Below are 20,029 nucleotides of genomic sequence, written 5' to 3'. Positions count from 1 at the left end.
GCCGAATGAGTAGCAAGGTCTTGTGAAGATCAAGTGTGGTAGCGGGCTTGCTCGCGAATGCGGTAGTCAGTTGAAAACTCAGTAACTGATACACCGCATTCGCGAGCAAGCCCGCTCCCACATTTTTATTGCATTTCAAATGTGGGAGCGGGTTGTCAGTTAGAAGAAGCCCAGCGGATTGATGTCGTAGCTCACCAGCAGGTTTTTGGTCTGCTGATAGTGATCAAGCATCATCTTGTGAGTCTCACGGCCCACACCTGACTTCTTGTAACCACCGAACGCGGCATGCGCCGGGTACAGGTGGTAGCAGTTGGTCCATACACGCCCGGCCTTGATCGCCCGGCCCATGCGGTACGCGCGGTTGATGTCGCGGGTCCACAGGCCGGCACCCAGGCCGAACTCGGTGTCGTTGGCAATCGCCAGGGCTTCGGCTTCATCCTTGAACGTGGTGATGCTCACCACAGGGCCAAAGATTTCTTCCTGGAACACCCGCATCTTGTTGGTGCCCTTGAGCAGGGTTGGCTGGATGTAATAGCCGGTGGCCAGATCGCCGGTCAGCTTCTCGACCTTGCCGCCAGTCAGCAGCTCGGCGCCTTCGCCCTTGGCGATTTCGAGGTAGGACAAAATCTTGTCGAACTGCTGCTCGGACGCCTGGGCGCCGACCATGGTGTCGGTGTCCAGCGGGTCGCCACGTTTGATCGACTCGACCTTCTTCATCACCACTTTCATGAAGTCGTCGTAGATCGACTCTTCCACCAGCGCGCGGGAAGGGCAGGTGCACACTTCGCCCTGGTTGAAGAACGCCAGCACCAAACCTTCGGCGGCCTTCTCGATGAATTGCGGTTCGGCTTTCATGATGTCGGCGAAGAAGATGTTCGGCGACTTGCCGCCCAGCTCAACGGTGGACGGAATGATGTTCTCGGCGGCCGCGTGCATGATGTGCGAGCCCACTGGCGTGGAGCCGGTGAAGGCGATCTTGGCGATGCGCTTGCTGGTGGCCAGGGCTTCGCCGGCTTCTTTGCCGTAGCCGTGCACCACGTTCAGCACGCCCGGCGGCAGCAGGTCGCCGATCAGTTCCATCAGCACGTTGATGCCCAGCGGGGTTTGCTCGGCAGGCTTGAGCACCACGCAGTTACCGGCGGCCAGGGCTGGCGCGAGTTTCCAGGCGGCCATCAGCAGCGGGAAGTTCCACGGGATGATCTGGCCGACCACGCCCAGCGGTTCGTGGAAGTGGTAAGCGGCGGTGTGTTCGTTGATCTCGGCGCTGCTGCCTTCCTGGGCGCGGATGCAGCCGGCGAAGTAGCGGAAGTGATCCGCGGCCAGCGGGATGTCGGCGTTCAGGGTTTCGCGCACGGCCTTGCCGTTGTCCCAGGTTTCGGTGATGGCCAGCAGTTCGAGGTTCTGTTCGATGCGGTCGGCGATTTTCAGCAGTACCAGCGAGCGGTCCTGGGCCGAGGTCTTGCCCCAGGCGTCGGCGGCGGCGTGGGCGGCGTCCAGGGCCTTGTCGATATCCTTGGCAGTGGAGCGCGGGAATTCGGCGATGGGCTTGCCGTTGACCGGCGAGGTGTTGGTGAAATAGTTGCCATCGACCGGCGCGACAAACTCACCGCCGATGTAGTTGCCGTACTTGGCCTTGAACGAAACGATCGCGCCTTCAGTACCGGGGTGTGCGTAACGCATGGTGGGTATCTCCTGGCTTTTTGTGTTTATTGGAGGACGCACGGTTGTGCTTGTTAAAGCGTAGAGCAAAGGTCGGGCCAGTGCCTCGTAGAGCCTGTAAATCAAGGGTTTAGAGGTTGTTGCAAACCGTTGCTGTGGCAAGCTTGGTACAGCCTGGGTGACAGTTTGTGCCATAAGCGGTACAGCCTGTGACCGGTGGGTCTGCCCGGGATTGCATTGGTCGGGAGGCTGGAGGATGCTGGGCACTCGCGCGCGGTGTACTTCACGCAGGGAGAATAATAAGAACATGCAAAACGATCATTTCAGTCGCCATGCCCAACAAGTCCTGACGGTCACCCGTGGGCAGGACCCGCTGCATGGCCCCGGCAGCGATCCGTCCATCGCCCGCTCCTGGCTGCGTTGTCTTGAGGACTATCACCTCGACCCCGCATTGACCATCGCGCCCACGGTGCTCGAACATGGCCGCCTGCTGGAAAGCCGCGAACGCCTGCAACAAGTGCTGAGCATCGCCGGCAATGAAATGAACAGCCTGCATCAACAGCTCTCCGGCGCCGGCCATGCGGTGCTGCTGACCGACGCCCGCGGGGTGATCCTCAACTGCGTCACCGCCCCCAGCGAGCGCAAGATCTTCGAGGGTGCCGGGCTGTGGCTGGGTGCCGATTGGAGCGAGGCCTGCGAAGGCACCAACGGCATCGGCACCTGCCTGGTGGAGCGCCAGTCCCTGACGATTCATCGCGATGAACATTTTCGTGGCCGACATACCGGCCTGACCTGCTCGGCCAGCCCGGTGTTCGACCCTCATGGCGAACTGCTGGCGGTGCTGGATGTGTCCTCGGCCCGGGAGGCGGTGTCGCGCCAGAGCCAGTTCCACACCATGGCGCTGGTCAATCTTTCGGCGAAGATGATCGAGAGCTGTTACTTCCTGCGCCATTTTGAGCACCACTGGTTGCTGCGCTTTCATTTGCAGGCCGAGTCTGTGGGCCTGTTCAGCGAAGGGCTGCTGGCGTTCGATGGTGAAGGGCGCATTTGTGCGGTTAACCAGAGTGCGTTGAACCTGCTCGGGCAAATCCGTGGCGGGTTGTTGGGGCAGCCGGTCGAGGCGTTTTTCGATTGTTCGCTCGATGAGTTGCTCGGGCGTGCCAGCGCGAACGCCAGCGCCAGTTGGCCCCTGCGTACCCGCGATGGCCGTGGCTTGTTCGCGGTGTTGCGCGGCCAGCCACGCAGCGTACCGGTGCCGGTGGCCCACGCCTTGCCGGAGCGGCCGCGATTGCCGGGCATTTGCCTTGGAGACGCGGCGCTGCAAAACGATTTCCGCAGAGCCTTGCGGGTGTTCGAGCGTGATGTGCCTTTGCTGATCCAGGGGGAAACCGGGTCTGGCAAAGAGGCGTTTGCCAAGGCCGTGCACCATGCAAGCCTGCGCGCAGATAAAGCCTTTGTGGCCCTCAACTGCGCAGCCATCCCGGAAAGCCTCATCGAAAGCGAGCTGTTCGGTTATCGCGGCGGCAGTTTTACCGGCGCCCGCAAGGAAGGCATGCGCGGCAAGCTGCAGCAGGCAGATGGTGGCACGTTGTTTCTGGATGAAATCGGCGATATGCCGCTGGCTTTGCAAACCCGGCTATTAAGGGTGCTTGAAGACCGCTTGGTAGTGCCCATCGGCGGTGAACCGCAAGCGGTGGACGTCAGAATTATCAGCGCTACCCACCGTAATCTGCTTGATCGGGTGCAGGACGGTAGTTTTCGTGAAGACCTGTATTACCGGCTCAATGGCCTGGAAGTGGCCTTGCCGCCGTTGCGCGAGCGCAGTGACAAGTTGCAACTGCTGGACTTCCTGTTGGCCGAAGAAGCGGGAGATCAGGCGGTGCAGCTTGACGGCGAGGCCCGCCAGGCCCTGTTGGCGTTCGCGTGGCCGGGCAACGTGCGGCAGTTGCGCACGGTGTTGCGCACCCTTGCCGCACTGTGTGAGGACGGGCGGGTGAGGCTTGATGACCTGCCTGCACAGATTCGTGCCGTGCAAACCCTGCCGGTGGCGATGAGTGAACCGGCAAACTCATTGCTGGATGCTGCCGAGCGCCAGGCATTGCTGGCAACATTGGTGCAGCAACGCTGGCATATGACGCACGTGGCGACCGTGCTTGGAGTCAGTAGAAATACGCTTTATAGAAAGTTACGTAAGTATGGTATAGCGCGTCAGGTTTAATGATGACGTTACCTGTTCTGGCTGTGAGTGATCAATCTGTGTTGTGGGCGACTGTGCGTTAAATAATTGGCGTCGCACCGTATTAATGTTTTGTCATGTATTTTCGTGTGTGGGTGACTGTCTTCTGGAACGTTCATTATCTGTTTAGTTACTAAGTTGGCGGTTGTCGATTGTCTCGATAACTCGCTAATAGCGCTTATGCGTAAATAGTAACAACAAGTGAGATAATAATCATGAATAGTATTAGAATTCGGCCCAACACGGTCAATCTACCTCCAGTGAATACACCACCGGCCCCGCGCAATGGCGGTGTAACGCCTCCGATAGTACGTCCCGGTGGCCAGGGCAGCTCCCCTCCAATAGCTCCCCAACCTAAACCCCGGTTAGGGAAAAATCCGGCCACAGACACCTCCACAACGCTACCCAAGCCCGAGAAACCCAATAATTTTCAAACGCTGACACAACAAAAATTGATGAACCAAGGGCCTGCCAACCGGCCGTTCAAGCCTCAGGCCAGCGCAGATCCTAAAGATATGGCACAGGTGACTCAAAACCTGATGGTTGCTGATCGCCTGGTCAAGGCTAAGGTGTTCGACACCTCGCCCCAGGCGGCGACGGTAGCCCGCGACGCCTTTGTCAGTTCGGGTGTAAGCGGATTGGTCAGTGCTCCCCTGAGTATTGGTACCTACGCAGGCTCGGTTTGGTCTGGCGAGACAATCAAGGCGCAGTTTACAAACAATACGCCACTGCTCCCTCCGGCTCACCAGCCGGCTCCAAGCACGCAGGTGCCTGCCGCGAAAACCGACGGGACAACATCGGTCGTCGCCACGCAGGACACCGACACGGGTGCCACGACCGCGCGCTTGGGCCTGGCCGAGTTGCGCATGGAAGTCATTGCCAACAATATTATGGCAATGCGTCAAGGAACGAATGCTCCGGCACTTAAAATGAGCGACTCCTCGTCGTCGCGTACGCCAAGCGAGCGCCTGGAAACGCTTGAGGCCTTGTATAAAACTGCGGAGGAACAGCTTAAAAAACTGGCGGACGAAAGCGACATGGTATTCCGGCCTTACATTGCCACTCCCGCAGACGGCACCGATGACAAAGGCCGTCTGGATGTTATTGATAAAAAATTCGACGCATTAAACAAGTTCATAGGGAAGTTGTTGCACATGAAAACGCTGGAATTACCGGCGGAGTCTGCCGAAACAAAAGTCGTGTGACATAACCCCGCGTAAACTTTCGAGTCATGGATGATGCTCAGTCAAACTGGCGATGGGTCCGATGCCATGCATGCATCCTGTGGCACCGGACTTATCGAATATTCCCCTACGCTCTGACAAACAATGGCGGCTACCCCCCAAGGCCTGCGTGCTACAGCTAAAGAGTGCGATTTTCCCTTCCCTGCGCTAACCTGCCTCGATGTTTTACGAGGTCGACTATGCACATTCATATTCTCGGTATTTGCGGCACGTTCATGGGCTCCATGGCGGTGCTCGCCAAAGAACTGGGCCATCATGTTACTGGCTCCGATGCCAACGTTTACCCACCCATGAGCACGCAACTGCAGGCCCAGGGCATTGAGCTGACCCAAGGTTATGACCCGGCGCAATTCGACCCGGTCCCGGACCTTGTCGTGATCGGCAATGCCATGGTGCGCGGTAACCCGGCAGTCGAATATGTACTGAATAAAGGTTTGCCGTACGTGTCTGGCCCGCAATGGCTGGCCGACCATGTGTTGCAAGGCCGTTGGGTACTCGCCGTTGCCGGTACCCATGGCAAGACCACCACCAGCAGCATGCTGGCCTGGGTGCTGGAGCATGCGGGCATGAGCCCGGGCTTCCTGATTGGTGGCGTGCCGCAGAATTTCTCGGTGTCGGCGCGCCTCGGCGACACCCCGTTTTTTGTTATCGAAGCCGATGAGTACGATAGCGCGTTCTTCGACAAACGCTCCAAGTTCGTTCACTACCGCCCGCGTACGGCGATCCTGAACAACCTGGAGTTCGATCACGCGGACATCTTCCCTGATCTGGCGGCCATCGAGCGGCAGTTCCACCACTTGGTGCGCACCATTCCCAGCGAAGGCCTGGTGATTCACCCCACCACCGAACCTGCCCTGCAGCGAGTTATCGAGATGGGCTGCTGGACCCCGGTACAAGCCACCGGTGCTGGCGGCCAATGGCAGGTCAAACTGCTGAGCGAAGATGGCTCCAAATTTGAAGTGCTGTTCGAAGGCGTCGCCCAAGGCATCGTCGATTGGGACATGACCGGCCAGCACAACGTCGCCAATGCCTTGGTCACCCTGGCGGCTGCGCGGCATGTCGGCGTGGTGCCGTCCATGGGCATTGCGGCCTTGAGCGCGTTCAAAAGCGTCAAGCGCCGGATGGAAAAGGTCGCCGAAGTGAATGGGATTACCATCTATGACGACTTTGCCCACCACCCGACGGCCATCGCCACTACCCTGGATGGCTTGCGCAAGCGTGTGGGTGATGCCCAGGTGATCGCGATTATCGAGCCGCGCTCCAACTCCATGAAGCTGGGCGCCCACCGTGATGGTTTGCCGGAAAGCGTCAACGATGCCGACCAGGTTGTGTGGTACGCGCCGGCCAACCTCGGTTGGGACCTGCCTGCCATCGCCGCGTTGTGCACGGTGCCGTCGATTTGCCGCGACTCACTGGAAGGCATCATCGAGCACGTGAAACACCAGGCCAGGCCCGGCACTCACGTGGTGATCATGAGCAACGGCGGCTTTGGCGGCCTGCATGGCAAACTCGCCGAGGCCCTGAAGTGAGCGGCCCGGAACGCGTCACCCTGGCGATGACCGGTGCGTCCGGCGCGCCCTATGGCTTGCGCCTGCTGGACTGCCTGGTGCGCGAAGACCGCGAGGTGCACTTCCTGATCTCCAAGGCCGCGCAACTGGTGCTGGCCACCGAGACCGATGTGGCGTTGCCGCCCAAAGTGCAGATGATGCAGGCCTTCCTCACCGAGTACACCGGTGCGGCGGCGGGGCAGATCAAGGTCTATGGCAAGGAAGACTGGATGTCACCGGTGGCGTCGGGCTCCGGTGCGCCGGCCGCGATGGTGGTGGTGCCGTGTTCCACCGGGACCCTGTCGGCGATTGCCACGGGCGCCTGCAACAATCTGATCGAGCGCGCGGCGGACGTGACCTTGAAGGAGCGTCGCCAGTTGATTCTGGTGCCGCGCGAAGCGCCGTATTCGAGCATCCATCTGGAGCACATGCTCAAGCTGTCGAACATGGGCGTGACTATCTTGCCGGCGTCGCCGGGCTTCTATCACCAGCCGCAGACCATCGATGACCTGGTGGACTTTGTGGTGGCGCGGATTCTCAACCTGCTGAACATTCCCCAGGACATGCTGCCGCGCTGGGGCGAGCACCATTTGAGCAGTGATGAATAAACTATTGATGGTGCTGCTGGCGCTGCAACTGACCGGGTGTGCGACTGCGCGAACCCTGGACGCCGCCCAGCCCGGCGCGCCGGTGGTGTATGCCGGCACGCGGCTGGACATGTATGCGATTCAGGGCGGGTGTTGCGCGATGGACCGTTTTGGGGCCGAGGCGCCGAGCTATCCCCATGTCGACCTGCCGGCCAGTGCCTTGCTCGACACGCTGCTGTTGCCGCTGTCGGTGCTGACGGTGCTGGGGGTTGGGTTTAACGCGACGGGCGGGCTTTAGTACTTATCCCAGTATTAACAGAAATCCAATGTGGGAGCGGGCTTGCTCGCGAATGCGGTGGATCAGTCAATGATATAGTGACTGATCCACCGCATTCGCGAGCAAGCCCGCTCCCACATTTGGATGGTGTCCTGCCTGGAATTACGTGTTATTTGCCGAGCTTGCGCAGCTCGTCCGACTCTATAACCCGCACCCCATCCTGCTCTTCCAGCGCCAGTCGCCACATCGCCCGCGCCAGTTCGCACACTTCAATGCCGTGGTACTTGCCCGGAATCAGCCGCGACAATGGCCCGGCCAGTTGCTCGGCCAGCCGCGGTTCCAATCGCTCACCCAACAACAGCGAAGGTCGGACGATGGTCAACTGCGGCCAATCCTGGGCTTTCAACGCCTGTTCCATCTCGCCCTTGACGCGGTTGTAGAAGATCGAGGATTTCGGGTCGGCGCCGATTGCGCTGATCACGATCAGGTGCCGCGCCCCCATTTCCCGGGCGCGCTTGGCAAAGGCCACGACCATGTCCAGGTCGACGGCGCGGAACGCTTCTTCGGAGCCGGCCTGCTTGATGGTGGTGCCCAGGCAGCAGAAGGCGATGTCCACCTGGCCGCTCAGTTGCGGCAGGAATACTGCAGGGTCGCCCACCGGGTTTTCCAGGTGTGGATGCTCGGCCAGAGGCTTGCGGCTGGGTGCCAGCACGCGGGTCACGGTCGGCTCGTTGAGCAGGCGGTCCAGCAGGTGCTCCCCGGTCAAGCCGGAGGCTCCGGCGAGCAAGATATGCTGAGGCGTCAGGTACATGATGTTTCCCCCTTGATACAGATTCAGCTTAGTTGCTCTTGGCTTCCTTGCTATTCATTGAGACGCTTTCGAGCGCCTTTCGTGCCTGCTGTTTGCGTAATAATTGCCAATGGGCGATTACGCCTTTGGGGGCCCAGATCTGCGGTTCGGAGGCTTCGAAGTTGTCCGCCTGTTCGCGTTCGGCCACGTGGGTCTGTGCCAGCTTGAAGGCTTGCTGCAAGTCGTCGGTCTGGTTGAAGGCCTGGGCGAAGAGGGCGTCGCCGAAGTAGGTGAAGTCGGCCTCTTCGGAGCAGCCGAACGACACACGATCGGCGCGCGAGGCGGTCATGATCAGGGTGTGTTCGTCCTTCAGGGCCGGGATGAACCCGCCGGAGTAGCAGGCCGAAATCACGATGATCTTGTCGCGGTTCTTCAGCGGTGCCAGTACGGCGGCCAGCTCATCGGCCGGCAGGTCGGCCAGCTCCATGCGCGGCTGGTCGAGCACCAGTTCGTGCTCGTGGGTGCCGTGGCTGGTCAGGTAGATAAACACCAGGTCTTGCGGGCCACTGCGTTCGGCCAGGGTCTGGACTGCGCGGCGCAGGCTTTCGCGAGTGGCCATCGGGCGGTCGGCAATATGGTCGCGATGGTTCACCAGGCGGATCTGGCCGTAGGCGCCGAAGCGTGTGGCGAGCATGTTGCTGACGTAGTCGGCTTCGCGCAGGAACACGCTTTGTTTGCCGTCGCCGGCCACCACCAGGGTGTACAGCTCCACCCCCGATCTGGACGCGGGCACGGCGGCGAGGGCGGCATCCAGCAAGTGGCCCTGGGCAAACAGGCCGATTTCCAGCGGGTCAGGCAACAATTTGCCCTCGGCGTCGCGCACGCGCATGCCGTTGACCCAGGTGCCGGCCTGCACGGTGCCGTCGGTGAGCACCAAAGTGCCACGACCTTGATAGCTGTCGCTGTCGAAGCCGCCAATATAGAAGCTGCCGTCGGTGAGGTTCAGGCGGCCTGTGCCTGTGAAGCGCCAGTCGACGAACTGGCCGACGTAGTGGCTGCCATCGACGCCGATCAGTTCGCCCTTGCCGCTGAGGGCGCCTTCCTTGAATTCGCCGATCCATACGTCGCCGTCGGCGTTTTCGTAGCGGCCCTTGCCGTTGAGCTGGTTTTGTTTGAAATGGCCGATGTACATGTCGCCGTCGGCGCTGTTGAAGGTGCCGTTGCCCTCCAGCTGGCCATCGACGAAGCGGCCGCTGAACTGGTTGCCGCTGTCGTCGTTGCGCTGGCCTTCGCCGTTGGGCTTGCCGTGGGCGAACTGGCCCTGGTACTGGCTGCCGTCGGCCAGCTCGAGGCGGCCGAGGCCGGAATACTGGTCGTCCTTGAATTCGCCGCGATAGGTCATCTGCCCTTCTTTGAGGGTGCCTTCGCCGTTGCGTTTGCCTTGTTTGAAACCGCCGACGTAGCTGTTGCCCGACGTGGTCAGGCTGCCCTGGCCGTCGAACAGGCCCTGCTGGAACTGGCCTTTATAGACCTCGCCGTTGCTGCCATGCCATTCGCCCTGGCCGTGCCACTGGCCTTTATCGAACTGGCCCGCGTACCAGCTGCCATTGGGGTAATCCACCCGGCCCTGGCCTTGCAGCAAGCCATTGACCACATCGCCACGGTAACGACCGCCATCGGGCAGCCGCGCATCGGGCGGCAACAGCGATTCGCCGTCGCCGCACGCGGTGAGCAACAGGACAAGAGCAAGGGGAGCGAGTGGGCGCATAGCGGGATCCGGATAATTGAGCGCCGAGTATGCCGCAGCTGCGAGATCTATACATAAATTTACATGAATTGTGGTGAGCGGACGGGCTCACCACAGCCAGGTTTCAGACGAAGCAGAGTGACAACGATTCTGCAATGTAGGCCGGTTTTTCCTGGCCATCGATTTCCAGGGTGCAGGTGGCTTTAAGCAACCATTGCCCAGGTTTTTTCTCGGTGGCGTCGGTCAGGGTCACAGCCAGGCGCACCCTGGAGTCGACCTTCACGGGCTGGATGAAGCGCACGCTGTCCAGGCCATAGTTGACCGCCATCTTCAGGCCTTCGGGCATGATCAGGATGTCTTCGATGAGCTTGGGTATCAGCGACAGCGACAGGAAACCGTGGGCGATGGTGCCGCCAAACGGGGTCTGGGCGGCTTTCACCGGGTCGACGTGGATGAACTGAAAATCGCCGGTGGCTTCCGCGAACAGGTTGATACGTTCCTGGTCGATGGTGAGCCATGCAGAACGTCCCAGTTCCTTGCCGACATATTCTTTGAGTTGCGCTACGGGTACTGAGGGCATTGCGACTCTCCTTCTTTGCTCGGTTGGCTTCATCGTTTTTGTAGTTTTGGACAGGTCCAGAGAACCAATGTAGATCATCACGGGCACTTGGCCCGGTCAACCCACCATGCTTTTGGCGAATGCCGCTCCATAGAGGCAGCGTGCTTATAATGCCGACACGCTTTTGGGGGGAAGAACGGATGCTGTTACGCGGTCTGACATGGCTGGTGCTGTTTCAATTACTCGGCACGGCGATCAATCATTTGTTTGTCCCGGTGCTGCCGGGGCCGATTATCGGGCTGCTGCTGATGCTGGCCTTCCTGGTGTGGCGCGGCGAAGTCGGTGAACCCCTGAGCCTGGCGGCCAGCAGTCTGCTGCGTTATTTGCCGCTACTGCTGGTGCCGCCTGCGGTCGGTGTGATGGTGTATGCCAAGGACATTGCCGCCGACTTCTGGGCCATCGTCGGCGCGCTGGTGCTGTCGCTGGTGATCGCCATGGGCTTTGTCGGCGTGCTGATGCAGAAACTGGTCAAGCGCCAGGCGCAGCGGGAGGACGGCCAATGACACTGGACTGGCAGGGCGCCTGGGCCGCCGTGATTCATCACCCGTTGTTCGGCATCGGCATCACCCTCGGCGCCTATCAGCTGGTGCTGGCCGGTTTCGAGAAAACCCGCTGGATTTTCCTGCAACCGGTGCTGGTGTCGATGCTGTTGGTGATCGGCGTGTTGCTCGGCTGTGGCCTGACGTACGTCGAGTACCGCAAGAGCACCGAGATCATGAGCATCCTGCTGGGCCCGGCGACGGTAGCCCTGGCGGTGCCGCTTTACCTGAATCTGCGACGAATTCGCCAATTGTTCTGGCCGATTTTTACTACGCTGGTGGTGGGAGGCGTATTGGCCACCGGCCTGTGCGTGCTGTTGGGCTGGTGGTTTGGCGCCGAACACATGATGCTGATGACCATGGCACCCAAGTCCGTGACCTCACCGATTGCGATGCTGGTGGCCGAGCAGATCGGCGGCGTGGCGGCATTGGCGGCGGTGTTCGTGCTGATCACCGGGGTGATCGGCGCGATGATCGGTCCGGCGTATCTGTCACGGTTGGGCGTGCACAGCCCCGAAGCGCGCGGTATGGCGCTGGGCATGACCGCCCACGCCGTAGGTACGTCGGTGGCCTTGCAGGAAAGCGAAGAGACCGGCGCCTTTGCGGCGCTGGCCATGAGTCTGATGGGCGTGGCCACGGCGGTGTTCCTGCCGTTGGCCGTGTCGCTGGTTATTTAAGTCGGGTTTAAGGAAACCTTTATGAGTCTGGCGCTTTTCCCGCTCAATACCGTGCTGTTTCCCGGGTGCACCCTCGACCTGCAGCTGTTCGAGGCGCGTTACCTGGACATGATCAGCCGCTGCATGAAAAAGGGCGAAAGCTTTGGCGTGGTGTGCATCCTCGACGGCAAGGAAGTGGGGCTGGCGCCGGATGGCTATGCGTTGATTGGCTGCGAGGCGCTGATCCGCGACTTCAAGCAGCAGGACAATGGCCTGCTGGGGATTCGGGTCGAGGGTGGCCGGCGTTTCCGCGTGCGTGATGCCGGTGTGCAGAAGGACCAGTTACTGGTGGCCGAGGTGCAATGGCTGCACGAGCATCCCGAGCAACCGCTGGAAGAGGAAGACGCTGACTTGCTGGCGTTGCTTCATGCCCTGGCCGAGCATCCGATGGTGGCGTCCCTGGATATGGGCACCCACGCCGATGGACAGCAAGCCCTGGGCAATCAGTTGGCCTATCTGCTGCCCTTTACCGAGGCCGACAAGATCGACCTGTTGCAACTCGATGACCCGCAACAGCGCCTGGACGCGATCCAGTTGCTGCTGGATGAGTTGCAGGGCGAGCTGTTCACCTGACCCGCGAGTGTCACTCGGACTTGTCCTTCCCGGTCTTCAGATTTTCCGTGGTTGTCCTGATCCCGCTGCCTGAAATAGTTGGCAGTCACGTAACGATGATCAGGGGGAAAGGATGATTCGGCTTTCGCAATCGGAGCAAGTCGTGTGGGATGCGTTTTTTATGGCCGTCACCACGCAAATTCTTCATATGAACGACGGTCGCGGCGCGGAGTACATCGCCGAACGCGCCGCGGAGATTGCTGACGAAATGCTTCTGGAGCGGCGCGAGCGCAGCGTCGAACGCCGCGCTGCACCCCTGGATTGGCTGGGGCCTGCCTAGTAGGCATACCTCAGCAGCGCGTGGGAAGTGCCGGTAAACGCAATGAACCCGAGCACCGCGCCACACACCGGCAGGATCAGCCACCAGACTCTCGGCGGCATCGGTGGCAACAGGCTGCGGTGCTGGCTTAACGTCAGGCTGAAGGCGCACACCGTCATTGCCAGCAGGGTGCCGGCCAGGATGTCCGTCGGCCAGTGTGCACCCAGGTACACCCGGGAAATCGCGATGGTGGCGGCGGGAATGCAGCCAAGCACCAGCCAGGTCAGGCGCAGTCGTGTCGGTTGACCGCGACCGGCAAGCACTGCCAAGGCCAGGAAGAATGCAAACGAGCCGGACGCATGGCCGCTGGGCATGCTGAAGCTGGTGAGTGGGTCGGTCAGCACTTCGGGGCGCATCCGCGCAAAAAACAGCTTGGTCCCGGTATTGATCAGCGCCGCGCCCAGCAGGGTGGCGCCGACAAAGATTGCCTGGCGCCATTGCCGCGCTACCACCAGCAGGCCGGTCAGCACCGCGCTGACGACAAACATCTTCTTGAACTCGCCGAGCTGGGTCACCATCACCATCGCCCGGTCGATCGCCGGGCCGCGGTGTTCCTGCACCAGTGCCATCAAGCCCTGGTCAAAGTCGTTGAGGTAGGGATAGCCGATAAACAACGCGATCAACAGTGTGCCGCCGATGCAGCCAATCCATAGGGTGGCACGCCGATGGCCGCGCAGGCTGCTGTTGAGGCTTACGCCGATCAACACTGCGAGACAGGCGGCGACAATCCCGGCCTCCGGCCAGAAGCCTTCGGGCAATGGCAGGCGGAAGGCCGCGCCGGTGGCCCAACCCGGCAACAGATACGCCACCGACCAGCCTGCGCCGGCCAGCAGGCTCACGGCGGCAAAACGTGGGAAGGGCATGTCGCACATGCCCGCAACCATCGGCAACATTGGCCGCAGCGGGCCAATGAAGCGGCCTACCAACAGGCTGGCGATGCCGTACTTCTGGAAGTAAGCCTCGGCGCCGCTCATCCATTCCGGGTGATGCCGCAGGCCGGGAAGGCGCCGGATGTTCTGGTGGAAATGGCGACCGAGGAAGTAGGAAACAACATCGCCCAGCACGCCGCCGAGGAAGCCCAGCAACAGGGTTTCTCCCAGTGACAGTGCGCCGCTGCCGGCCAGGGCGGCGATGGCAAACAGCAATATCGTGCCAGGTACGATCAGGCCGGCAATGGCCAGGCACTCCACGCACGCCACGATAAACACCGCCACGGCCAGCCATTGCGGGTTCAGGGTCAGCCAGCCGGTAATGCTATCGAGCCATGGGCCCATACAATCAACTCCCTTTTGTAGATCGTCCTTGTGGGAGCCCGGCTTGCCGGCGATGGCGTCCTTGGGTCCGCTATCGCCGGCAAGCCGGGCTCCTACAGGTTTATGTATGTTTTCAAATCAAAAAATAGTCGCGGCCTTCGACCTGGCCCCGGCGCAGCGGGTTCCGTGTGCAATACGGCGCATAACCGGCATCGACGAAGCGGTACATCAGGTGTTCATCGCGCCCACCGGGAATGCCCAGGCGGGTGGTCTGGATGATCTGCGCTGGCGCCAGCCCTACGTCTTCCACGTAGAGCAGTTCCTGGTCAAAGCGCTTGGCGTCCCACATCGGCACCTTCAAACCCAGCGCCTTGCACAGCAAGGTCTGGCCAGCGCACAGCTTTTGCGAGGGCCGTGGCCTGCCGCTGGCGTCCGGGTTATTCAGCAGCATCTGCGCCAGGCTGGCCGGGCCGGAGACTTCGTCGACCCACGGATAGGCTGATTTGATCAGCACCGCATTGCCCGGACCGTGGGCGCTGAAGTTCAGCGAATCACCGCCACGGGCGTAGTACATATAGATGTGCCCGCCATCCAGAAACAAAGCCTTACGCTTTTCTGTGTAGCCCAAGGATGCGTGGCTGCCTTTTTCGGCGAGGTAATACGCTTCGGTTTCGATAATTCGTGCCGACAGCCACAAATCACCAACACGATGGCGAATGACTTTTCCGAGCAATTCGCGCGCGAGCAGTTGCGCGTCACGGTCGAAAAAGCCGTCGGGCAGGGCGTTGGCGGGGATCAGCGGCGAAAAACTGGACATGGCGATTAAAGGTAATACGGCTAAATGTGACAGGATGATAACAACTCCAGCCTTAATTCCCGCTGAACGTCGGGTTTTTACAGTTCATTTCGACCATCCGCCCCTCACCGCTGTCCGTAGGACGGCGTCACAGCTATAATCTGCCGCTTTCCTCTTTGCCAAGACCCCACCAGACCATGACTGAGTCCGTTCTTGACTACATGACCCGCCTGGGTCGCGCTGCCCGTCAGGCCTCGCGGTTGATCGCCCGTGCGAGCACTGCGCAGAAGAACCGCGCCTTGCTGGCGGCCGCCGACGCTCTGGATGCTTCGCGCTCCGAGCTGAGCGCCGCCAATGAACAGGATTTGGCCAACGGTCGCGCCAATGGCCTGGAGCCTGCATTGCTGGATCGCCTGGCGCTGACGCCGGCGCGGATCGACGACATGATCGAAGGCTTGCGTCAGGTGGCCAAGCTGCCTGACCCCATCGGTGAAATCCGCGACATGCGCTACCTGCCCTCCGGCATTCAAGTCGGCAAGATGCGCGTGCCCCTGGGCGTGATCGGCATCATCTATGAGTCACGCCCGAACGTGACCATCGACGCCGCGAGCCTGTGCCTCAAGTCGGGCAACGCCACCATCCTGCGGGGCGGTTCCGAGGCCATCAATTCCAACCGTGCCATCGCCGCGTGCATTCAGCAGGGCCTGGCCGTGGCCGAGCTGCCCGCCGAAGTGGTGCAGGTGGTCGAGACCACTGACCGCGCTGCCGTTGGTGCGCTTATCACCATGCCTGAGTTCGTCGACGTGATCGTGCCACGGGGTGGCAAGAGCCTGATCGAACGCGTGAGCCGTGATGCCAAGGTGCCAGTTATCAAGCACCTGGATGGCGTCTGCCACGTGTTCATCGACATCGCCGCCGACCTCGACAAGGCGATCCGCATTGCCGACAACGCCAAGACTCACCGCTACGCCCCGTGCAACACCATGGAAACCCTGCTGGTGCACGTCGGCATTGCCGATCGCGTGCTGCCGCCGCTGGCTGCCATCTACCGCGACAAGGGCGTTGAACTGCGTGGTTGCGAGCGTACCCGGGCGATCCTCGGCAGCGACGTGATCGAGGCCACCGAGCAGGACTGGTACACCGAATACACGGCGCCGATCCTGTCGATCCGCATCGTCGACGACCTGGACCAGGCCATCGAACACATCAATCAATACGGCTCCAAGCACACCGACGCCATTGTCACCGAGCATTTCAGTGATGCCCGGCGTTTCCTCAACGAAGTGGATTCCGCTTCGGTGATGGTCAACGCCTCGACGCGCTTTGCCGACGGCTTCGAGTACGGCCTGGGGGCGGAGATCGGTATCTCCACCGACAAGCTCCACGCACGCGGCCCGGTTGGCCTGGAAGGGCTGACCAGCGAGAAGTACGTGGTGTTCGGTGACGGTCATGTGCGCACTTGATGGGTAAACGCATCGGGCTGCTCGGCGGCACCTTCGACCCCGTGCACATCGGCCATTTGCGCAGTGCACTGGAAGTCGCGGACGCCCTCGGGCTGGATGAACTGCGCCTGGCACCGAATGCCCGGCCGCCCCATCGCGATACGCCGCAGGTGTCTGCGCAGCAGCGCCTGGAGATGGTCCGCCTTGCTGTGGCCGGCATGGCACCGCTGGTGGTGGACGACCGCGAACTCAAGCGCGACAAACCGTCCTACACTGTCGACACCCTGGAACTGATGCGGGCCGAGTTGGCCGCGGATGACCAGTTATTTCTACTTTTGGGCTGGGACGCGTTTTGCGGCCTGCCCACTTGGCACCGCTGGGAAGAGTTGCTCCAGCATTGCCACATCCTGGTGCTGCAACGCCCGGATGCCGACGCAGAATCGCCGGATGCCTTGCGCAACCTGCTGGCGGCGCGGTCGGTAAGTGACCCTTTGGCCCTGACCGGGCCGAGCGGGAATATTGCATTCGTCTGGCAAACCCCGCTTGCGGTGTCTGCCACCCAGATCCGTCAACTGCTGGCCAGCGGGAAGTCGGTACGTTTCCTGGTGCCTGACGCGGTCCTGGCCTACATCGATGCGCACGGGCTTTACCGTGCGTCGAACTGAAAAGGCGCGCTTGAACGCACGAACAGTCGTGCAGCGAGCGCCCGAACATACGAGCAAAACGAGTTTTATATGACGAACAAAGACGTAAGCAAAGTTAAGCGCAAAGGCACGTTCAAGAGCGCTCCTCTGCCAGTAGAAGCCCACACCGGCCCTGAGCTGGCCGGCGAAGAGCTGGTGAAGGTTGCCGTGGCTGCCCTGGAAGACGTGAAGGCCCAGGACATCCAGGTCCTGGACGTGCGCGACAAGCAGAGCATCACCGACTTCATGATCATCGCCACCGGTACCTCCAACCGCCAGATCGGCGCGATGCTGGACAAGGTTCGCGAAGCGGTCAAAGCCCAGGGCGTCAAGCCATTGGGTGAAGAAGGCAAGGGCGACAGCGACTGGGTACTGCTGGACATGGACGACGTGATCGTTCACATGATGACCAGCAACGCCCGTCAGTTCTACGACCTGGAGCGTCTGTGGAAAGGCGCCGAGCAGAGCCGTGCCGCCGATGGCAAGCACCACAGCCCTGAAGTCGGCCACGCGCACTTCGACAAGCTCAACAAAGACCAGGAATAAGGAACGGCTGTGCGCCTGCGTCTGATCGCTGTCGGTTCACGCATGCCCAAGTGGGTGGAAGAAGGCTGGCATGAATATGCCAAGCGCCTGCCATCCGAATTGGCGCTGGAACTGGTGGAAATACCGCTCAACACCCGGGGCAAGAATGCCGACGTGGCCCGCTTTATCCGTCAGGAAGGCGAAGCCATGCTGGCCAAGGTCGGGCCCAACGAGCGGATCGTGACCCTCGAAGTGCACGGCAAGCCCTGGAGCACCGAGCAGTTGGCGGTGGAACTGGATCGCTGGCGCCTGGATTCGCGCACGGTCAACTTCATGGTCGGCGGCCCCGAGGGGCTGGCGCCGGAAGTGTGCGCGCGGGCGGACCAGCGCTGGTCGCTGTCGCCCCTGACACTGCCGCACCCGCTGGTAAGAATTCTGATCGGTGAACAGCTGTATCGCGCCTGGACAGTTCTGTCCGGGCACCCTTACCACAAATAATCTGCGCCCTGCCTGATGACCCAGCCGATCCGCATCAAGGACCACGAGAAAGACGCACGTCTTGTACGCGCGCGGGTGGTGTTTGGCGCGATTTTGGTGGTGGCATTGCTGGGGGTGCTGATTGCGCGCCTGTATTTCCTGCAGGTGATCCAGTACGACTATCACTCCACATTGTCGGAAAACAACCGGGTGCACGTGCAGCCGATTCCGCCTACCCGTGGGCTGATTTTCGACCGCAATGGCGTGGTGGTAGCGGATAACCGGCCCAGCTTCAGCCTGAGCATGACCCGCGAACGCTCCGGCGACTGGCAGCAGATCCTCGATGTGATCGTCGAGGTGCTGCAACTGACGCCGGAAGACCGGGTGATTTTCGAAAAGCGCATGAAACAGGGGCGCCGGCCGTTTGAGCCGGTGCCGATCCTGTTCGAGCTGACCGAAGAGCAGATCGCCCGGATCGCGGTGAACCAGTTCCGTCTGCCGGGTGTGGAAGTGGTGGCGCAGTTGGTGCGGCACTACCCGCAAGGGGCGCACTTTGCGCATTCGGTCGGCTACATGGGCCGGATCAACGAGAAAGAGCTCAAGACCCTCGACCCGGTCAACTACAGCGGCACCCACCATATCGGCAAGACCGGCATCGAGCGTTTCTACGAGCCGGAACTGCACGGCCAGGTGGGGTACGAGGAAGTCGAGACCAACGCCCGTGGCCGCGTGCTGCGGGTGCTCAAGCGTACCGACCCGGTGCCCGGCAAGGACATCGTGCTGAGCCTGGACATCAAGTTGCAGGAAGCGGCGGAGATGGCCCTGGGCGGGCGTCGGGGTGCCGTGGTGGCACTGGATCCGAGCACTGGCGAAGTGCTGGCGATGGTCAGCCAGCCAAGTTTTGACCCGAACCTGTTTGTCACCGGGATCAGCTTCAAGGCCTACGCCGAGCTGCGTGATTCCATCGACCGGCCGCTGTTCAACCGCGTATTGCGCGGCCTGTATCCGCCGGGCTCGACCATCAAGCCGGCGGTAGCGATTGCCGGCCTGGACTCGGGCGTGGTCACGGCATCGAGCCGGGTGTTCGACCCCGGCTACTACATGCTGCCCAACTACGATCACAAATACCGTAACTGGAACCGCACCGGCGACGGCTATGTGGACCTGGATACGGCGATCATGCGTTCCAACGACACCTACTTCTATGACCTGGCCCACAAGCTGGGGATTGATCGGCTGTCGGCCTACATGGGCAAGTTCGGCCTTGGTCAGAAAGTCTCCCTGGACATGTTCGAAGAATCCCCCGGCCTGATGCCGTCCCGCGAGTGGAAGCGTGCGACCCGGCGCCAGGCGTGGTTCCCGGGCGAAACCCTGATCCTGGGGATCGGCCAGGGCTACATGCAGGCCACGCCGCTGCAGCTGGCCCAGGCCACCGCGCTGGTGGCCAACAAGGGGGTGTGGAACCGTCCGCACCTGGCCAAGACCATCGAGGGTGAACGCCCGGTGGACGAAAACCCGATTCCCGACATTGTGCTGCGCGACCCGTCCGACTGGACCAAGGTCAACCACGGCATGCAGCAAGTGATGCACGGCGCCCGGGGTACCGCTCGTAAAGCGGCAGCCGGTGCGCAATACCGGATTGCCGGCAAGAGCGGTACGGCCCAGGTGGTCGCGATCAAGCAGGGCGAGAAATACGACCGCTCCAAGGTTCAGGAACGCCACCGTGACCACGCCTTGTTCGTCGGCTTTGCTCCGGCCGACAACCCGAAGATCGTCGTGGCGGTGATGGTCGAGAACGGTGAATCCGGTTCCGGCGTAGCAGCGCCCGTGGTGCGGCAGATCATGGATGCCTGGCTGTTGACCGAAGACGGCAAGCTCAAGCCCGAATATGGCGGCACCCCATCCAGTGTGGAGGCTACGGCCCTTGAAGAGTAATTTTGACCGCATCCTCTCCAGCGAGG

The 20,029-nt window shown here is 61.3% G+C and carries 20 protein-coding genes; 14 read left to right on the top strand and 6 right to left on the bottom strand.

From position 1 onward, the window contains the following. Positions 1 to 159 precede the first annotated feature (159 nt). Entirely contained in the window at positions 160 to 1,680 is a 1,521-nt protein-coding gene (locus tag ACIOMR_RS09560) for an aldehyde dehydrogenase family protein (RefSeq protein ID WP_003219398.1), read from the bottom strand. A 286-nt stretch (positions 1,681 to 1,966) separates the two neighbouring features. On the opposite strand from ACIOMR_RS09560, the gene ACIOMR_RS09555 reads away from it, so the two are divergent. The 5 genes from ACIOMR_RS09555 to ACIOMR_RS09535 all read left to right on the top strand — a co-directional run bounded on the left by ACIOMR_RS09555 (position 1,967) and on the right by ACIOMR_RS09535 (position 7,571). Continuing rightward, positions 1,967 to 3,877, top strand: a complete 1,911-nt coding sequence (locus ACIOMR_RS09555; RefSeq protein WP_008436524.1) for a sigma-54-dependent Fis family transcriptional regulator — start codon at positions 1,967 to 1,969, stop codon at positions 3,875 to 3,877. Between the two features lie 233 nt (positions 3,878 to 4,110). Beyond that, the gene (locus ACIOMR_RS09550; protein WP_256344652.1) at positions 4,111 to 5,100 is read left to right on the top strand and encodes a hypothetical protein; all 990 of its coding nucleotides are present in this window, start codon (positions 4,111 to 4,113) and stop codon (positions 5,098 to 5,100) included. A 218-nt stretch (positions 5,101 to 5,318) separates the two neighbouring features. Beyond that, positions 5,319 to 6,668 carry a UDP-N-acetylmuramate:L-alanyl-gamma-D-glutamyl-meso-diaminopimelate ligase gene (mpl, locus tag ACIOMR_RS09545; protein ID WP_401193676.1) on the top strand — a complete coding sequence of 450 codons (1,350 nt, stop codon included), beginning with the start codon at positions 5,319 to 5,321 and terminating at the stop codon, positions 6,666 to 6,668. Continuing rightward, the gene (gene ubiX, locus ACIOMR_RS09540) at positions 6,665 to 7,294 is read left to right on the top strand and encodes a flavin prenyltransferase UbiX (protein ID WP_003219402.1); all 630 of its coding nucleotides are present in this window, start codon (positions 6,665 to 6,667) and stop codon (positions 7,292 to 7,294) included. Before mpl ends, ubiX begins: the two co-directional genes overlap by 4 nt. Continuing rightward, complete coding sequence (locus ACIOMR_RS09535; protein WP_023659172.1) at positions 7,287 to 7,571, top strand: YceK/YidQ family lipoprotein; 285 nt, start codon at positions 7,287 to 7,289, stop codon at positions 7,569 to 7,571. The genes ubiX and ACIOMR_RS09535 overlap by 8 nt, the downstream gene beginning before the upstream one ends. 148 nt (positions 7,572 to 7,719) lie before the next feature. Here ACIOMR_RS09535 and ACIOMR_RS09530 read toward each other — a convergent pair whose 3' ends face one another. The 3 genes from ACIOMR_RS09530 to ACIOMR_RS09520 form a co-directional block, all read right to left on the bottom strand. Continuing rightward, the gene (locus ACIOMR_RS09530) at positions 7,720 to 8,361 is read right to left on the bottom strand and encodes an oxidoreductase (RefSeq protein ID WP_003215421.1); all 642 of its coding nucleotides are present in this window, start codon (positions 8,359 to 8,361) and stop codon (positions 7,720 to 7,722) included. 28 nt (positions 8,362 to 8,389) lie between these two features. Further along, positions 8,390 to 10,108 (bottom strand): C13 family peptidase, encoded by a 1,719-nt coding sequence (locus ACIOMR_RS09525; RefSeq protein WP_401193672.1) that lies wholly within the window; start codon positions 10,106 to 10,108, stop codon positions 8,390 to 8,392. A 103-nt stretch (positions 10,109 to 10,211) separates the two neighbouring features. Further along, positions 10,212 to 10,667, bottom strand: coding sequence for a MaoC family dehydratase (locus ACIOMR_RS09520; RefSeq protein WP_003215423.1), 456 nt, complete (start codon positions 10,665 to 10,667; stop codon positions 10,212 to 10,214). A 179-nt stretch (positions 10,668 to 10,846) separates the two neighbouring features. On the opposite strand from ACIOMR_RS09520, the gene ACIOMR_RS09515 reads away from it, so the two are divergent. From ACIOMR_RS09515 to ACIOMR_RS09500, 4 genes are all read left to right on the top strand, one after another. Then, positions 10,847 to 11,209 (top strand): CidA/LrgA family protein, encoded by a 363-nt coding sequence (locus ACIOMR_RS09515; protein ID WP_003215424.1) that lies wholly within the window; start codon positions 10,847 to 10,849, stop codon positions 11,207 to 11,209. Then, on the top strand, positions 11,206 to 11,922 hold the full coding sequence (locus ACIOMR_RS09510; RefSeq protein WP_003215425.1) for an LrgB family protein: 717 nt from the start codon (positions 11,206 to 11,208) through the stop codon (positions 11,920 to 11,922). Before ACIOMR_RS09515 ends, ACIOMR_RS09510 begins: the two co-directional genes overlap by 4 nt. A 21-nt stretch (positions 11,923 to 11,943) precedes the next feature. Then, positions 11,944 to 12,534 (top strand): LON peptidase substrate-binding domain-containing protein, encoded by a 591-nt coding sequence (locus tag ACIOMR_RS09505; RefSeq protein ID WP_003215426.1) that lies wholly within the window; start codon positions 11,944 to 11,946, stop codon positions 12,532 to 12,534. Between the two features lie 112 nt (positions 12,535 to 12,646). After that, a complete protein-coding gene (locus ACIOMR_RS09500; RefSeq protein ID WP_087694439.1) occupies positions 12,647 to 12,853 on the top strand; it encodes a hypothetical protein in 207 nt (68 codons plus the stop codon). Here the strand turns inward: ACIOMR_RS09500 and ACIOMR_RS09495 are convergent. Both ACIOMR_RS09495 and ACIOMR_RS09490 read right to left on the bottom strand, forming a co-directional pair. Then, on the bottom strand, positions 12,850 to 14,166 hold the full coding sequence (locus tag ACIOMR_RS09495) for a bifunctional DedA family/phosphatase PAP2 family protein (RefSeq protein ID WP_401193666.1): 1,317 nt from the start codon (positions 14,164 to 14,166) through the stop codon (positions 12,850 to 12,852). The two genes, ACIOMR_RS09500 and ACIOMR_RS09495, sit on opposite strands and share 4 nt — an antisense overlap. Before the next feature lie 112 nt (positions 14,167 to 14,278). Beyond that, positions 14,279 to 14,962, bottom strand: coding sequence for a DNA-3-methyladenine glycosylase (locus ACIOMR_RS09490; protein ID WP_102369965.1), 684 nt, complete (start codon positions 14,960 to 14,962; stop codon positions 14,279 to 14,281). Positions 14,963 to 15,138: 176 nt separating this feature from the next. On the opposite strand from ACIOMR_RS09490, the gene ACIOMR_RS09485 reads away from it, so the two are divergent. The 5 genes from ACIOMR_RS09485 to mrdA all read left to right on the top strand — a co-directional run bounded on the left by ACIOMR_RS09485 (position 15,139) and on the right by mrdA (position 20,003). Next, positions 15,139 to 16,404, top strand: coding sequence for a glutamate-5-semialdehyde dehydrogenase (locus tag ACIOMR_RS09485; RefSeq protein ID WP_003215430.1), 1,266 nt, complete (start codon positions 15,139 to 15,141; stop codon positions 16,402 to 16,404). Next, on the top strand, positions 16,404 to 17,048 hold the full coding sequence (gene nadD, locus ACIOMR_RS09480; RefSeq protein ID WP_401193662.1) for a nicotinate-nucleotide adenylyltransferase: 645 nt from the start codon (positions 16,404 to 16,406) through the stop codon (positions 17,046 to 17,048). Before ACIOMR_RS09485 ends, nadD begins: the two co-directional genes overlap by 1 nt. A gap of 69 nt (positions 17,049 to 17,117) precedes the next feature. Continuing rightward, positions 17,118 to 17,612 carry a ribosome silencing factor gene (rsfS, locus tag ACIOMR_RS09475; protein ID WP_003215432.1) on the top strand — a complete coding sequence of 165 codons (495 nt, stop codon included), beginning with the start codon at positions 17,118 to 17,120 and terminating at the stop codon, positions 17,610 to 17,612. Between the two features lie 9 nt (positions 17,613 to 17,621). Further along, the gene (rlmH, locus tag ACIOMR_RS09470) at positions 17,622 to 18,089 is read left to right on the top strand and encodes a 23S rRNA (pseudouridine(1915)-N(3))-methyltransferase RlmH (RefSeq protein WP_003185785.1); all 468 of its coding nucleotides are present in this window, start codon (positions 17,622 to 17,624) and stop codon (positions 18,087 to 18,089) included. Positions 18,090 to 18,104: 15 nt separating this feature from the next. Continuing rightward, the gene (gene mrdA / locus ACIOMR_RS09465; protein WP_003215433.1) at positions 18,105 to 20,003 is read left to right on the top strand and encodes a penicillin-binding protein 2; all 1,899 of its coding nucleotides are present in this window, start codon (positions 18,105 to 18,107) and stop codon (positions 20,001 to 20,003) included. Positions 20,004 to 20,029: the final 26 nt, after the last annotated feature.

Source organism: Pseudomonas sp. NPDC087814 (assembly GCF_044742865.1).
GTDB lineage: Bacteria > Pseudomonadota > Gammaproteobacteria > Pseudomonadales > Pseudomonadaceae > Aquipseudomonas.
Note: the sequence above shows the minus strand (reverse complement) of the source record. Positions and strands in the feature narration are given on the sequence as shown.

Coding starts and splice junctions, on each gene's coding strand:
- ACIOMR_RS09560 (WP_003219398.1), bottom strand. CDS start 1,680: ATGCGTTACGCACACCCCGGTACTGAAGGCGCGATCGTTTCGTTCAAG.
- ACIOMR_RS09555 (WP_008436524.1), top strand. CDS start 1,967: ATGCAAAACGATCATTTCAGTCGCCATGCCCAACAAGTCCTGACGGTC.
- ACIOMR_RS09550 (WP_256344652.1), top strand. CDS start 4,111: ATGAATAGTATTAGAATTCGGCCCAACACGGTCAATCTACCTCCAGTG.
- mpl (WP_401193676.1), top strand. CDS start 5,319: ATGCACATTCATATTCTCGGTATTTGCGGCACGTTCATGGGCTCCATG.
- ACIOMR_RS09535 (WP_023659172.1), top strand. CDS start 7,287: ATGAATAAACTATTGATGGTGCTGCTGGCGCTGCAACTGACCGGGTGT.
- ACIOMR_RS09530 (WP_003215421.1), bottom strand. CDS start 8,361: ATGTACCTGACGCCTCAGCATATCTTGCTCGCCGGAGCCTCCGGCTTG.
- ACIOMR_RS09525 (WP_401193672.1), bottom strand. CDS start 10,108: ATGCGCCCACTCGCTCCCCTTGCTCTTGTCCTGTTGCTCACCGCGTGC.
- ACIOMR_RS09520 (WP_003215423.1), bottom strand. CDS start 10,667: ATGCCCTCAGTACCCGTAGCGCAACTCAAAGAATATGTCGGCAAGGAA.
- ACIOMR_RS09515 (WP_003215424.1), top strand. CDS start 10,847: ATGCTGTTACGCGGTCTGACATGGCTGGTGCTGTTTCAATTACTCGGC.
- ACIOMR_RS09510 (WP_003215425.1), top strand. CDS start 11,206: ATGACACTGGACTGGCAGGGCGCCTGGGCCGCCGTGATTCATCACCCG.
- ACIOMR_RS09505 (WP_003215426.1), top strand. CDS start 11,944: ATGAGTCTGGCGCTTTTCCCGCTCAATACCGTGCTGTTTCCCGGGTGC.
- ACIOMR_RS09500 (WP_087694439.1), top strand. CDS start 12,647: ATGATTCGGCTTTCGCAATCGGAGCAAGTCGTGTGGGATGCGTTTTTT.
- ACIOMR_RS09495 (WP_401193666.1), bottom strand. CDS start 14,166: ATGGGCCCATGGCTCGATAGCATTACCGGCTGGCTGACCCTGAACCCG.
- ACIOMR_RS09490 (WP_102369965.1), bottom strand. CDS start 14,962: ATGTCCAGTTTTTCGCCGCTGATCCCCGCCAACGCCCTGCCCGACGGC.
- ACIOMR_RS09485 (WP_003215430.1), top strand. CDS start 15,139: ATGACTGAGTCCGTTCTTGACTACATGACCCGCCTGGGTCGCGCTGCC.
- nadD (WP_401193662.1), top strand. CDS start 16,404: ATGGGTAAACGCATCGGGCTGCTCGGCGGCACCTTCGACCCCGTGCAC.
- rsfS (WP_003215432.1), top strand. CDS start 17,118: ATGACGAACAAAGACGTAAGCAAAGTTAAGCGCAAAGGCACGTTCAAG.
- mrdA (WP_003215433.1), top strand. CDS start 18,105: ATGACCCAGCCGATCCGCATCAAGGACCACGAGAAAGACGCACGTCTT.